Below are 13,011 nucleotides of genomic sequence, written 5' to 3' on the forward strand. Positions count from 1 at the left end.
AACCGGCTTTGCCAAAATTGTGATGAAATCGGCGTCCGCAGCCACAAGCAAGTGTCCGGCCCCCTCTGGGCTGCCTCGCGGGCGGTCGGGTCGAAGGGTTTGACCGGCGCGCAATGGATCAAAAGGGTTGGCGAGAAAGATTCGTCGAAGGGCTCCAGAAGCATCTGTTCAGCCTCGCCCGTCGCGCTTCGATGATCGGTTCCAGTGCAGGCTCCAGACGCTGTTCTCTGCATCGGACCGGAACAGCTTGGCGCGGATCGGCTGCGTAAAGGACGGGTCGTCAATTGAGACGGAGAGGTAATCCCCAGCCTTGTCTCCGGCGCGGTCCCAAGCCGCACCGACCGCCATCCCTTCGCAATAGATCAGATGGTCGGGCGCGTTTTCGGTTTTGGATTTCTCGGCAGGCAGGATGGCAATCTTCGCCTCGATTGTTAGCGTGGAGAGATTGCCGAAGAAGCCGTCATCATTGCGCGTGAAGGTTCCGATCTGGGTCATTGCAGTGCTCCTTTCTGAGTGTTGGTGCGCGTCGAGCCGAGCCCTCACGGCTCGCTAGCGAGGGATCGTTGGTGATATCCAGTACCGGAGTGGTGCGCTCCGTGGTCCAGACGGGAACCGCGCGGCCAACTATCGATGAGAGCGGGAGCGGGCCGAAATAGCGGCTGTCAAAACTGTCGGCTGCGCCCGGGTTCATAAGGAAGACGTCGGCCTCGGCAACGTCGCGGCAGCCCTGCCAGATGGGCAGGGATCGACCACGACTGTCACGCTCGCGCGCATGTCCATAGGTCTTGCCGTTGACGATGATCATTGTGCCTTGGCGACAGACGGTTGCGCCCCCGAGTGCCAAAACATGCTTGAGGAGCGGCACATTTTTCGGCAGATAGCCGCGTCTTGCCATGAAGGCCGCCAATGGCTCGGGCGGCATGATGACGGCGATATTGGCAATACCGATTTTGTCGGCCGGCTGGACGCGATAGAGCCCGACGGGGATGCTCGCCGATGCGTTCCAGATGGACAGCGGCGGATGGCTAATCCATGCCGGCGCCGCGGCGAGCACTGCGCCGCCAACCATGGTGGCGATGATCTTTGTGCGTTTGCTCATGACTCGATCCCGGGGCGCAGCAGGAAAGCTTTACGACGCTTGCCGGTGTATGGACTCGGCTGCTCGCGTGCGGCTATCCGGCTGTGGACGTGCCGCCGTTGACGCGGCGACATGAAGGTCAGGATTTGCTGCTGTTTCGCCGCTACCAAGCGGCGCGGTTGCAATCTCCTGGCTTGCGCGTGGATGGTTTGCGACGCAGCCCAGACCAGGATGGCAGCGTTCCAAATCGTTCCCATGCCGTGCACACTTGCCGCCTCAACGCAGGTCGATTCTTCGCCCGCATGAGGGTGGATCGGTGTCAGGCGGCGGGATTTCACCAATAAGACGAGCTGCCGCGCCACGACGTCCCGCGTGCCGCGTGGAGGGAAGCCGGTTGAGGGGACATAAGACAGCGCAAATTGCTGCTGAACGGTCTCGCGATACTGCATTTTCGGTGCGCCACAGATCAGGAGCTGCGGTCGCGCCGGCCGACATAGGCGGGCGCGCGGGCTGCATGGGGTTTTGCCGGCGGAACATAGGTCGCGTTGGCATCGCTGGTGGAGGTGCGTGCGCCCAGCTCTATCCAGGCGTGCAGGTCGTTGATGTCGTAGAGAACGCGCCCGCCGACCTTCCGGTATTTTGGGCCGGTGCCGTAGGTCCGGTGCTTTTCGAGTGTGCGGACGCAGAGCCCGACGATGGGTGCTGCCTCCTTCGTGCGCAAATACTTTTGGGGCGCGTCCGCGGGACCCTTCGACATCGCTCGATCTCCATTCGGTTCTGCTGTCGTCCTGGCCTGCCGGGACGCGCGAAGTGGACCATGATCGAAATGAGGAAAGGCGAGGGAGGGCAAAGATTGGGGGGCGCGTTTTTGCTACCCCTTTGCTATCCCGAAGAAGGACTTCGGCGGCCGGACTTTTCGCTGCGGTTGTGGGGATAGAAGAGAAGATCGCGATAGCCGCCGGCGACTAAAAAAGCTGCACGGCGTAAGATAGCTCGGACCTTGTGGCGGAGATGATGATCACGCCAATCTCGCGGCACAATCGGCTCTTGCGAAAACAGCACCTCCGCGAGCTGACGATAGGTTGCACCCATGCGGTGACCATCATGTGCGCGCAAATTGAGGATATGCCTGGTCTTGGTCTGTTGCGGCGGCGCGCCGTAAGATGAACTTCCTGCCCGGCCGTTCAGTGCGCGCCAGAACCGGCGCGCTGCATCGAGCCGCGTCTCGAATGCAGCGTCGAGCGGCAGAAGGGTAGCGTTGAATTCACCGGCGCGGTCATCAGCGACGAGATGACTTTTCCCAATTAAGGTAGACCAAGTAATGTGAAGGCCTTCGTCCTGCGGCCAAACGCTGGCTCCGGCAAGGCTGGAAGGTCGAACTGTTTGATGGGATGTAGATACCCGCATGACCCGGAGCACGCGCGGCGAGGCCTGTTCCGTCCAGATGATATTGTCAGCTTTCGGAAGTCCGGCACCGGCAGTTTTGAAATCGCGCGCCCCAACGGGCGGCGAGATCGGGCTGACCGGCAGGTTCTCCAGAACCAGCGAGTTGCGATGCAAGCTGGCTGCACTCTGCCACGAATTCGTCATTCCGGATCAGATACTCGGCAGCGAATTCCGTAGCCTGGTAGCTGCACATGTGTGCATACGCCGCCGGATCGGTCCAATCGCCTTGCACTGTTCCTGTCCTCTCCGCGTACCCGGATGTGAGGCGTCGGCGTCAACATTCCCGGCGGATAAGGAAGTTGAATAGTTGGAGAGTCGGCAAACCATTATGCCGACTCAGCAAAGTGGAGCGCCGGCCGCGTCAGTGCGGAGCGCCGCCAGCGAGAAGATATCGGTAGCCGCTGGTCGTCATCCATCGCGCGCGGGCAAGATGGGTTTCCCAGGACCGGTACGCTCGTTCCGGCTCCTGCTCCGGGTCTATATGCAAGACGATCCTGGCCACCTCTCGCCAATCGGCATCTTCCGCCGCCGCGTCAAGCAGGCGAATGTAGGTGAGCAGACGCTCCTCGTCATAGCCGGTCAGGACCGAGGCATCCGGCGCAATGTCGGCGACGTCAGGATCGAGCAGCGGTTTAAGCATGGTATTTGACCATATTTCGATCGCGATCTCGAAGGAGCCGTCCTTTAGATCGAGCACCAATTATAGCGAATAGGAACGATCATTCCTAGAACGATAGTTCCCTTTCTGGTCCCTAATCCGCCATGAATCTCAAGGAGATCATGGCGGCCAACATGCGTCGCCTGCGCCATGACCAGAACGTGACGCAGGAGGAACTGGCCGCCCGCTCTGGACTGAGCATGCGTTACGTCGGATCGATCGAGCGCGCTCGGGTCTCGGCCAGCATCAGTGTTCTTGGGAGGATCGCAACTGCGCTGAATGTGGACCCATGCGAGTTGATCAGAAAATCGGCACCGTGAGTTGACGCGGGAAACACCTCGAATTTTCGATGATCGGCGAGGCGACATGCAGGAATGAAGTCTCCAGTCGCGAACACGACAGGTAGTCGCCCCGAAGTCCGACGGAGCTCGTTGGGCAGCGACTGCGCTCATCTTGCCGTGAAAAGGAGGACGGCCCCGCCCTGTTCGTCCGGGCGGAGCCTTGGTCGGGGCCTTACTCCGCGTTGCGGCGGCCGTTGGGGCGGGACCAGATGAGGCTGTAGTCTTCGCCTTGCTCATCGTTGAAGAGGTTGGCGTAGATCGGAGCAGTGAAGCTCGGATCGTCCACCTTCAGGCCGAGAAAGTCGCGGCCCTCATTGGAGCGCTTGGACCAGGCGGCGCCGATCTCGACCCGCCCGACGAAGACACGGTGACTGGGGGCGTTGTCGCCAGAGCGGTTGGCCTCGGGGACGATGCGGACGTTCTTGGCCTGGAGCGAGAGGGTGACGATTTCGCCGGTGAACTCGTTGTTGCCGGTCCTCTTGAAGCTTCCGATTATCGCCATGAGTTTTCTCCTTGAACTCTGTTTCGAGCCCGCACCATTGCGGCCTCGATAGCGATCGGCGGGCCGGAGGCGATCGACGCCGCATCGCTTGCGACCGCAGCGCCAGCGGAGGATGGCAGCCAAGTGACTTTGTTGTTTCGCGAGGAATGACGGCGCAGCCGGCAGGGGAAGAAAGTCGATCGGCGCCATTGCGGCTTAGGCGATCGAGGCGCAGCCGACCTTCGGCCAGATCAGCCCATTAAAGAGGCCGTTTGGAGCGGCCCACCAGATAGAGACATCAACGGAGAACCTGGCGATACCGTCGCTGGCGAAATCCCGGCTACGACGATCACCGGCGTCGATGCTCCTCTGTACAGGCATCGCGAAGCCGCAAGCTGTTGTCGGAAACGCGCATAAGACACGCACGTGACGGTTCAAGTCACGGCTGACGTGCACCACCGGATATGCGCTATCTTTGGAGCGAGACGGCACGCCGTTGTGGATTCGAACTGTGCGTCGCGCGATGCCGTGTCAGCGACGATCCTAACAATGCGATGGCCGAAAAAAGCATCCTGCCCACGCCGGTTGTTCGGTGAGTTCGCCTAGATCCAGGCCCTGTTCGGTTGAACGGGCGTCGTTATTCGCAGCTGTGATGCCAGCTGCGACGCAGCTGAACGTTGACAGCAAGCGTGACGGCGTCGCGCGCCTTTGCTAGGGCGCGGACTTGAGTATCGCAAAAAGACGGGCGGCGCAGGAAGCCGGAGATCCGGCATCCCGGGCCAAGCACTCCAGCGAGCTGCAAATACAGTACCCGCTGCCCGATCGCGGCCGTATCGTACAATCGAAAAAAGGGTAGCGGCGGGCAGCGCTTACGCGCCGCCTCCCTTGGGGCGGAAGTCGAGGACTGGGATGCCGAGCTTCTTTGCCTTGTCTGCAAGATTGTCCTGAATTCCGGTCCCGGGAAAGACGATGACGCCTATCGGCAGCGCCTCCAGCATTGCATCATTGCGCTTGAACGGGGCGGCTTTGGCATGCTTTGTCCATTCAGGGGCAAAGCCGATTTGGGGTACCTTGCGATGGTCTGCCCAACAGGAGGCGATCTTTTCGCCACCCTTCGGCGATTTCCCGTGCATCAATACCATGTCGGGATGCCTGGCGTGGACCTGGTCGAGCTTGGCCCAGATCAGCTGGTGGTCATTGAAGTCGAGCCCAGCGGTGAAGGCGATTTTCGGGCCAGGTGGCAGAAGGACTTCCTGCGAGGCGCGTTTCTTGGCGCTGAGAAAATCGCGGCTGTCGATCAGCGCAGAGGTCATGTTGCGATGGTTGACCATCGATCCGCTGCGCGGTCGCCAACTCGATCCGGTGTGGCGCTCGTAGTGCTCCGCGGCCTGATCACGCATCAGTTCGAAGGCGCTTTGGCGTTCGATCAGCGTCTGCCCTTCGGCCGTCAGGCGTTCCAGCTCGACGGATTTCACTTCGCTGCCGTCCTGCTCACGCTGGCTGCGGCGTTGCGCCTGCTCGTTGTGATCGAGTTCGCGCTCGGTCCGATCTGCGGCGCGGTGAAAGATGTTGACGGTCGACCACAGAAGATCGTCGAGATCGGGCTCGAGGCGAGTGTCTTGCAGTGCCACGATGAGGGCGTCGAAGATGTCGGCCATCGCGCCGGCGACGCAGTGGCCCTCTGGAAGCGGTCGAGGATCAGGCTCATCCACGAAGGGACGGTAGCCATAGAGCTGGAGTTCGGTGAGGACGTGGTCGATGGGTGAAGACGAGTGCTGTGGTTCGTAGTCGTCATGCTCGCTCATTGGATGCTCCGCCGGTTGGACCGCGACCCTCGCGGCCTTCATGGCGACGCAAGCCGGCGAACGGGACGGACCTGCACCCGCAGCGAAGCGAAGGGCCGGAGTGTCAGCGGAGGAGGGTGGAGGCCGGCTATTTTGCTTCGCGATGGAAAGCGCTCCCTTGGGGAGCGCGCCGGAAAATAGTCGGCCGGAGACATTGCGGGTCCGGGTCGTTTGCTGGCCGATCGCCCTCTCGAAGGCCCGCAGGCGCGGTTCTCTCCGACTTCAGGAGCATCCAGTGATGCAAGCGACAGCGGACAGGCTGTTCGTTCCGAGTTATCCCGCCACTGCCATGAAACGGGCGATGTCCTGCGGGGCGAGCTGAACACGGACTGCTGCTCGAACGGCATCCACGCCTAGCGTACAGAGATCTTCGTTGAGGTCCCCAAGTGCCGGCGAGAGCACGACCGGCTCGATCCCGGCAGCATTCGCTCTTTCGATCAAGGTGTCACGCGCGCCGTTACCGGCTGGATCGGCGTCGCGCACGATGTAGAGCCGTCTCAGTGTGAGGGGGAACAGCATGGCAGCAAGATGGGCGGCCGAGAGTGCCGCTGCCATGGCCATATCGGGCAGGATGCACCGAAGCGACAAGACGGTCTCGATGCCTTCGCCGCCCGCCATGACGTCGCCCGGTAGGCCAAAGCGAACCGCGTGACCGAGAAGATCGCCCATCGCGCGCCTCGGCGTACTGACCGGTGCCTTGCCCCTGCCGGAAGGATCAAGCCATGTGCGATGTACGCCAGTCAAATGGCCGTCGAGATCGGTAACGGAAGCGATCATCGCCGGCCAGGTCTCAGTCGGCGCTTGTTCGTCGGGCCGGTAGTAGCAGCGCGGGTGAAAACGCAGGCTTCCGGTCCCGTGCAAAGCGGCAATACTGCGGTTGTGCAGATACGCCTCTACGACCGTACCCGCAATCGGCTGCGACATCGCAAACAGCCGACGCGCTTTCTCCGACATTTCCGACGGCGCGGCCAGCAACTTCGACCGCATTGATGTCTGCTCTGGTCCGGGATGCGGTAGGCCGAGAAACGTTATTGCCTCATGGGCAACGTCCCTGAAGTCGCTCAAACCGCGGCTTTCGCGGATGATATCGAGAAGATCGCCATGCTCCCCGGTCGCCGCGTCAGTCCATTTGCCGGCTGCGCCCTTTCCGCTCTGCGAGCCGACGAGCCGCACGAACATAGAGCGACCCGGCGTGTTTCGGACATCGCCAACAAGCCAGTAGCGTCCCTCGCGATGTCCGTTCGAAAGATAGTGGCGACAAACCGCTTCGGCCTGTCGGCCCAGGCGGTGGGCCAGTTCGGACGCGTCGCGTCGGGGCATCATGCATCCTCCCGCGAGTCGATGCGCTGATAGCGCTCCAGCACCTTGCCCAGAATTGCGGGTTCGGGCGCCTGTGGCTCAGTGGGACTGGCCGACCCTGCGCGAATCTCGACGGCAAGGCGCTCGATGCAACCACTGGTCGTCTTGCGCACGAGGAGGTGCGAGTGGGTCGTCACTTCGGCTACGAGGTCAGGTAGGTCCTCGATCCAGATGTCAGCCTTGACGCGGACCTGGGACATGGAGAACTCCACGTTCTTGAAGGCAATGTCTCGCGAGGACAGAAGGGTAATTTTCTGAGGGGTAGTCGCCATCGGGATGTACTCCGAGACGGGCAGTCGAGAGCCTCTCTCTCGACCTTCAAACTCGTCATGGAGATCCCGGCACTCCTCGTCCTCTTGTGCTTGGCAGCCAACCGAGGTTGTTGCGGGGTAGCAACTCAGTGACGGCGTTCCTGTTTACAAACGCGGCTGCAACATACAAACGTGCAGCAGTAGCGATTAAGGACCACAGCGCGGCGATGAACGACGAGCGGGCCGGTCGCCCCATTGGAAGTATCTGCGTTCTTCATCACGCCTTCGGCGCTGTGGCGTGCGACACCGAGGGCATGCGGCTGAGTTCGAGAGCGAACAGAGCGCTTTTTGCGACGGGAAATCGATTTGGACGTGGTTGGTCATCACGGGCGGCTTGCCGCTAATCGTCGCCTGCAATGACGCTGCCAGCCAAGAAGCGAAGGAGGTACTCCGCTGCCCTGCTCGCCTGAACGCGGCGCGGCGCGCGCGGGCGTTGCGACGCAATAGGCCCTGCCGGCCGTATCGATACTGAAACGATGGTCGGATCCCTTTAGGAGTGTGTCTGGCCGGACTGGAAGCAGAGGCCAGCCATAGACTTGTTGCGCAACCACTCCGATTGACAGGTCGAAGGCGCCTCTTCGCCGCAGCACCTCCGGCGGGCGGTTTTCGCAGCCGGTTTTTTGGAGAAGAGTTCTCCGGCAGGACCGTGTCCAGAACGGCGAGACAGGACGGAGTGCTCAACGAGGTCGGCGAACAGCTCAGACCTAAGAACTGCTGAGGACTTCTTATGAAAATCCCCGACCAATTCGACGAGACCACACCACTGCGCGTCGAAATCGCTGCGCGAATTGCCTTTCCCGACGGCTCGATGAGCGCAGCAGGCCTACGCAAGGAACGTGACGCCGGTCGACTTGAAACGGAGCTAATCGCCGGAAAGGAATACGTCAGCTTGATGGCAATCGCGAGGATGAGGGAACTATGCCGCGGACTTCGAAAGGGCCACGCCTGGTATGGCGTGACGAAAGCTGGAAAAAAGATGGAACGCGCCGAAACAAAGCTGGATGGTTTATCCGCGATGGAACCAGCTTCATCAGCGCTGGCGGCGGCGAAAAAGGCCGTCCAGGAACTGAAGCTGAAAAGGCGCTCGCCGCCTACATTGGAAGCAAATACCACCGAGCGCGGGGAGCCGAGGACGTCTTAATTGCCGATGTGGTCAACCTCTACCTTAAAGAGGTTGCACCGAAGCACGCGACACCAGAAGAGACGGCGGCTCGGCTGGATAAGGTCCTTGATTACTTCGGGGAAAAAACTCTCGCCGCCATCAATGGCAAACTCTGCCGCGAGTACATTGCGTCGCGCCCCACCGAAGCCGCGGCGCGCCGCCAACTCGAGGATCTTCGTGCCGCCATCAACTACTACCGCAAGGAGGGTTATACAACCGCCGCACCGGTCATCACCCTGCCAGACAAGGCCGCCGCCCGCGAACGCTGGTTGACCCGCAGTGAGGCGGCCGCACTGATCTGGGCAGCTTGGCGAATGAAGCAGACATGGAAGGGCCAAGAGAGTGGCCGGCGCACTGGGCGACATCTCGCGCGCTTCATCCTCGTCGCACTTTATACAGGAACGCGCTCGGCCGCAATCTGCGGTGCCGCCATGCGCCCAACGAAAGGGCGCGGTCATGTGGACCTAGACCGCGGTATCTTCTATCGCGGTGCCACCGGCGCAAGGAAGACCAAGAAGCGCCAACCCCCTGTACCGTTGCCCGAGCGGCTGCTGGCGCACCTCCGGCGCTGGGCGCGCACTGATCTTCACATCGAGACCAAATCGCGCGGCAAAAGTGCGAACATCGGTCGCAAGATATCGCAGGATTTTGTCGTGGAATGGAATGGAAAGCCGGTGCAGTCGATAGACAAGAGCTTTAAGACGGCGCGCGAAATCGCCGGCCTAGGGCCCGACGTTACTCCGCACGTGTTCCGCCACACCGCGGCGACTTGGATGATGCAGGCCGGCACCGATCTGTGGCAGGCTGCGGGCTTTCTTGGCATTACAGTGGATGTCCTGATCGAAACTTACGGCCATCATCATCCTAATTTCTTGGCAGACGCCGCCGAGAAGATCACGAAGAAGCCGGTTTTCTCCAAGTCGCCGCAAACCGTTCCGAGTATAGCTCAAATCACAAGACACGAACGCGGTGTGCTCATCCCACAGGTTTCCCACAGAAACGGCGAAAGGAAACGCGACCAGTCGTGAGCGAACGTGGCGAAGGAGCCCAGGAACAATAACGACTTGCTGGTAAATCCACATCGTTCGGGACGATGGGATCGCACGTTCAAAACTGCCATCCGCACCCCGCTCAAAGGTCTACTCCGGCTCCCCAGGGCGCGTGCTCGCAGCCGTGCCTTGGATCGGTTTGCCGGGTCCCGAAAGCGACATTGAATCTGGGAGGATTAGAGGCAAAGATCGTGATGCCTGGCTTGACGGAGGCTTGTCTTCGAGGCCAATGAATACGCGCCTGGCCAAATCTCAAAACAGCAGCAAACGGCGCACTAGCCGCAAGCCCGGCGCACCGCTTCTGAGTGAAACTGTCAATCGGCAAGACCTTGGCGATGCCAACCATGTCGTTGTCCATCATCATTGCCGGGATCGGTTGCTCCGGGCCGCAAGACCACCAAAAAATGGCATGGTCTCGTAGGCGGGACGTATCGGCGTTTCTGGCGCGGACCTCAACCAGGAGGTCGCAATCTTTTACCATCACAAAAGCCCCATCTGAGTCGGTCAGTGGTCTATCTCTGGCTGCTACCCCGCGACGATCAAGACTGTGCTTTCCGGCGACCAATGCAGCACGACATCCTGACCTTCCGCCAGCCTGCCAGCGCCGGTGTTCTGCACAATCACCTTGAGCGTCTGGCCAGCACGCTCGACAAAGTAGGTGCTGCTATTTCCGGCGAAGATGCGCTTCGATACCTGGCCTCGCAGCAGATTCGCGTTGGCCGCATCCGGAGCCTCGGCATCGGTGAAGATGCGGATGCGTTCGGGCCGCACGGCGCAGCTTGCCTTGGCCCCAGCGGCAAGCTTGGCACCCGCGCCGGAGGCAATCGCTGTGCCGTCCGGCAGTCGGATGCCGTTGCCGGTGCTGTCGCCGCGAAGGATGTTGGCGTCGCCCAGGAAAGTGGCGGCAAACTCGCTCTTCGGCCGATCGTAGATCTCCTCGGGCGAGCCTTCCTGCACCAGCTTGCCATCGCGCAGAATGCCGATGCGGTCGCTCATCGTCAGCGCTTCTTCCTGGTCGTGGGTGACGAAGATGGTGGTGATGCCGATCTCGCGCTGGATGCGCTTGAGCTCGATCTGCATGTCGACCCGCAGCGCCTTGTCCAACGCTCCGAGCGGCTCGTCGAGCAACAACACGCGCGGCCGGATGACGATCGCGCGAGCGAGCGCAACCCGTTGGCGCTGGCCGCCGGACAGCTGATGCGGCCGGCGGCCGCCGAGCCTGCCGAGTTGCACGAGGTCGAGTGCGCGCTGTACCTCGCTGGCAATCACCGCCTTGGGCTCGCCGCGCACCGACAGGCCAAAGGCGACATTGCCAGCAACGCTCATATTGGGAAACAGGGCGTAGTTCTGGAACACCATGCCGATGCGCCGCTTCTCCACCGGCACCCGCTCGACACTTTCGCCGCCTATGGAGATGCGGCCAGAGTCGGGAAAGTCGAAGCCGGCGATCTGGCGCAGCAGCGTGGTCTTGCCGCTGCCGGAGGGACCGAGCAGGGCGTAGAAGCCGCCGTCGGCGAAATCGATAGACACATCGTCCAGCGCCTTGTGGGCACCGAAAGCGCGCGACACGTTCGCTACTTGGACGCCAGCCATTATTTCTCTCCGCCGAATTTGAAGAAGCGCGCTGTCAGCAGCATCAGCGCCATCGACACGACAATGATGACCGTCGAGACCGCATTGATCTCGGGCGTGAAACCCTTGCGGATCGCGGCGTAGATTTCGACCGGCAGCGTCGTCTGGCCCGGCGTCGACAAGAAGTAGGATACGACGAACTGGTCGAAGGACACGGCGAAGGCGAACAGCCCACCGGCAATGACGCCCGGCATGATCCAGGGCAGCGTGACGCGGTTCGTCAACTGCCATTGATTGGCGCCGAGCGAGCGCGCCGCCTCTTCCAGCTCGTGCGCGAAGGTCTGCAGTCGGGCCGACACGACGACAATGACGTAGGGAAGCGCAAGCGCGACATGGCCAAGCAGGATGGCGAACAGGCCGCGCCCAATGCCGACGCCGAAGAAGAAGATCAACATCGCCGTGCCGGTTATCAGCCACGGAATGGCGATTGGCGGAAACAGCAGCGCCTGCAGGAATTTCTTGCCGCGAAACTCATAGCGGTAGAGCGCAAGTGACGCCGCCGAGCCAAGCACGACGCAGATGATGGTAGTGATGACTGCGATTTCGACACTGTTCCAGGTGGCTGAGATAAGCTGGTCGTTCTGCCACAGCGAGACATACCATTCCGCCGTCCATTCGAACGGCAGCTGGTAGAAGGGCGAAACGTTGAAAGACATTAGCGCCATGATGATGATGGGCACATAGAGGAAGGCGAGCAATAGCCAGATGTAAAGGCGGCCGAGCCATTCGAGAACTCGTGTCGTCGCCATCACGTAGCCCTCCGCAGCACCGGCGAGGCAACCGCCAGGATGACCAGCACGACGGCCAACAGGATAAAGGAGAGCGCAGCACCCAGCGGCCAGTTGAACACGGCGACGAACTGGTCCTCGATGACAGTGCCGTAAAAGGTGCCGGTACGGCCCCCGAGAATGCGCGGTTCCATGAACGAACCAACAACCGGGACGAAGACGAGCGCTGCGCCCGCCACCAGCCCCGGCATCGACAGCGGAATGATGACTCGATTCAGCACCTGCAGCCGCGAGGCGCCGAGCGAGCGCCCGGCCTCGATCAGCGAGTCATCGATGGCCTGCAGGGTCAAGTAGCACGTCAGCACCATGTAAGGCACGTAGGAGTGCACCAGCCCGATGATGACGGCCGGATAGGAATACATTAGGTCGATGTTGATCTTGAACGGCAGCACTGCGTTCAGCGCGGTGTCGAGCATGCCTCCTTCACGCAGCACCATCGCCCAGGAGAAGATGCGCACCAGCCCGTTCGACCAGAACGGCAGGATGACGAGCAGGAAAATCGCCTCTCGGCTGCGGCCTTTCAGCACCTTGGCCAGCACATAAGCGGCGGGATAACCGATGACGATGCACCACAGCGTCACCTCGAGGCCGAGGCGCAGCGAGGCCAAAAGCAATGTCAGATAAAGGCTTTGTGAAAAGAAGGCGGCATAGTTTTCGAGCGTGAACGCCCACGGCTTTCCCGACAGCGGCAGGTCGGTCATGAAGGAGAAGAAGACCATGGCTGAGAGCGGCAGGAAGATCGCAACCGTCAGCCAGAGATAGGCAGGCGCCAGCAGTGGCAAGGCCGATCTCAATCCGCTGCGCGACGCGGCCGCAACCTGTGCTGCCATGACATCCTCCTCCCAGGATGGGGAAGCATCAG

The 13,011-nt window shown here is 61.3% G+C and carries 17 protein-coding genes; 3 read left to right on the forward strand and 14 right to left on the reverse strand.

Annotated features, from left to right (window positions below; genetic code table 11):
• Positions 1–168 precede the first annotated feature (168 nt).
• The 7 genes from NKH04_RS07410 to NKH04_RS07440 form a co-directional block, all read right to left on the reverse strand.
• Entirely contained in the window at positions 169–495 is a 327-nt protein-coding gene (locus NKH04_RS07410) for a DUF736 domain-containing protein (protein ID WP_023674284.1), read from the reverse strand.
• A complete protein-coding gene (locus tag NKH04_RS07415; RefSeq protein ID WP_353021003.1) occupies positions 464–1,099 on the reverse strand; it encodes a S26 family signal peptidase in 636 nt (211 codons plus the stop codon). The genes NKH04_RS07410 and NKH04_RS07415 overlap by 32 nt, the downstream gene beginning before the upstream one ends.
• A complete protein-coding gene (locus NKH04_RS07420) occupies positions 1,096–1,527 on the reverse strand; it encodes a replication initiator protein A (RefSeq protein WP_352470547.1) in 432 nt (143 codons plus the stop codon). The genes NKH04_RS07415 and NKH04_RS07420 overlap by 4 nt, the downstream gene beginning before the upstream one ends.
• 17 nt (positions 1,528–1,544) lie before the next feature.
• On the reverse strand, positions 1,545–1,835 hold the full coding sequence (locus NKH04_RS07425; RefSeq protein WP_352502580.1) for a helix-turn-helix transcriptional regulator: 291 nt from the start codon (positions 1,833–1,835) through the stop codon (positions 1,545–1,547).
• Between the two features lie 125 nt (positions 1,836–1,960).
• A complete protein-coding gene (locus tag NKH04_RS07430; RefSeq protein WP_353044160.1) occupies positions 1,961–2,485 on the reverse strand; it encodes a DUF2285 domain-containing protein in 525 nt (174 codons plus the stop codon).
• A gap of 46 nt (positions 2,486–2,531) precedes the next feature.
• Complete coding sequence (locus tag NKH04_RS07435) at positions 2,532–2,717, reverse strand: transcriptional regulator domain-containing protein (protein ID WP_352452199.1); 186 nt, start codon at positions 2,715–2,717, stop codon at positions 2,532–2,534.
• A 168-nt stretch (positions 2,718–2,885) separates the two neighbouring features.
• Positions 2,886–3,164 carry a DNA -binding domain-containing protein gene (locus NKH04_RS07440; RefSeq protein WP_352612552.1) on the reverse strand — a complete coding sequence of 93 codons (279 nt, stop codon included), beginning with the start codon at positions 3,162–3,164 and terminating at the stop codon, positions 2,886–2,888.
• A 122-nt stretch (positions 3,165–3,286) separates the two neighbouring features.
• On the opposite strand from NKH04_RS07440, the gene NKH04_RS07445 reads away from it, so the two are divergent.
• Entirely contained in the window at positions 3,287–3,502 is a 216-nt protein-coding gene (locus NKH04_RS07445; RefSeq protein WP_023674290.1) for a helix-turn-helix domain-containing protein, read from the forward strand.
• Between the two features lie 193 nt (positions 3,503–3,695).
• On the opposite strand, the gene NKH04_RS07450 is transcribed toward NKH04_RS07445, so the two are convergent.
• From NKH04_RS07450 to NKH04_RS07465, 4 genes are all read right to left on the reverse strand, one after another.
• The gene (locus tag NKH04_RS07450) at positions 3,696–4,025 is read right to left on the reverse strand and encodes a DUF736 domain-containing protein (RefSeq protein WP_352502581.1); all 330 of its coding nucleotides are present in this window, start codon (positions 4,023–4,025) and stop codon (positions 3,696–3,698) included.
• Positions 4,026–4,873: 848 nt separating this feature from the next.
• Positions 4,874–5,809: a DUF2493 domain-containing protein gene (locus NKH04_RS07455; protein ID WP_353044161.1), complete on the reverse strand. Its 936-nt coding sequence runs from the start codon at positions 5,807–5,809 to the stop codon at positions 4,874–4,876.
• Positions 5,810–6,121: 312 nt separating this feature from the next.
• The gene (locus NKH04_RS07460; protein WP_353044184.1) at positions 6,122–7,168 is read right to left on the reverse strand and encodes a DUF7146 domain-containing protein; all 1,047 of its coding nucleotides are present in this window, start codon (positions 7,166–7,168) and stop codon (positions 6,122–6,124) included.
• Positions 7,168–7,479 carry a hypothetical protein gene (locus NKH04_RS07465; protein WP_352502583.1) on the reverse strand — a complete coding sequence of 104 codons (312 nt, stop codon included), beginning with the start codon at positions 7,477–7,479 and terminating at the stop codon, positions 7,168–7,170. Before NKH04_RS07465 ends, NKH04_RS07460 begins: the two co-directional genes overlap by 1 nt.
• Positions 7,480–8,245: 766 nt before the next feature.
• On the opposite strand from NKH04_RS07465, the gene NKH04_RS07470 reads away from it, so the two are divergent.
• Entirely contained in the window at positions 8,246–8,659 is a 414-nt protein-coding gene (locus NKH04_RS07470) for an excisionase (protein ID WP_352470541.1), read from the forward strand.
• An 8-nt stretch (positions 8,660–8,667) separates the two neighbouring features.
• Positions 8,668–9,708: a tyrosine-type recombinase/integrase gene (locus tag NKH04_RS07475; protein ID WP_353044162.1), complete on the forward strand. Its 1,041-nt coding sequence runs from the start codon at positions 8,668–8,670 to the stop codon at positions 9,706–9,708.
• A gap of 546 nt (positions 9,709–10,254) precedes the next feature.
• Here the strand turns inward: NKH04_RS07475 and NKH04_RS07480 are convergent.
• The 3 genes from NKH04_RS07480 to NKH04_RS07490 are packed head-to-tail and all read right to left on the reverse strand — an operon-like array spanning position 10,255 to position 12,979.
• Positions 10,255–11,322 carry an ABC transporter ATP-binding protein gene (locus NKH04_RS07480; protein WP_352917957.1) on the reverse strand — a complete coding sequence of 356 codons (1,068 nt, stop codon included), beginning with the start codon at positions 11,320–11,322 and terminating at the stop codon, positions 10,255–10,257.
• The gene (locus NKH04_RS07485; RefSeq protein ID WP_352540073.1) at positions 11,322–12,110 is read right to left on the reverse strand and encodes an ABC transporter permease; all 789 of its coding nucleotides are present in this window, start codon (positions 12,108–12,110) and stop codon (positions 11,322–11,324) included. Before NKH04_RS07485 ends, NKH04_RS07480 begins: the two co-directional genes overlap by 1 nt.
• Positions 12,110–12,979: an ABC transporter permease gene (locus NKH04_RS07490; protein ID WP_352540072.1), complete on the reverse strand. Its 870-nt coding sequence runs from the start codon at positions 12,977–12,979 to the stop codon at positions 12,110–12,112. Before NKH04_RS07490 ends, NKH04_RS07485 begins: the two co-directional genes overlap by 1 nt.
• Between the last annotated feature and the right edge of the window lie 32 nt (positions 12,980–13,011).

This window comes from Mesorhizobium sp. M1365 (assembly GCF_040317865.1).
Taxonomy (GTDB): Bacteria; Pseudomonadota; Alphaproteobacteria; order Rhizobiales; family Rhizobiaceae; genus Mesorhizobium.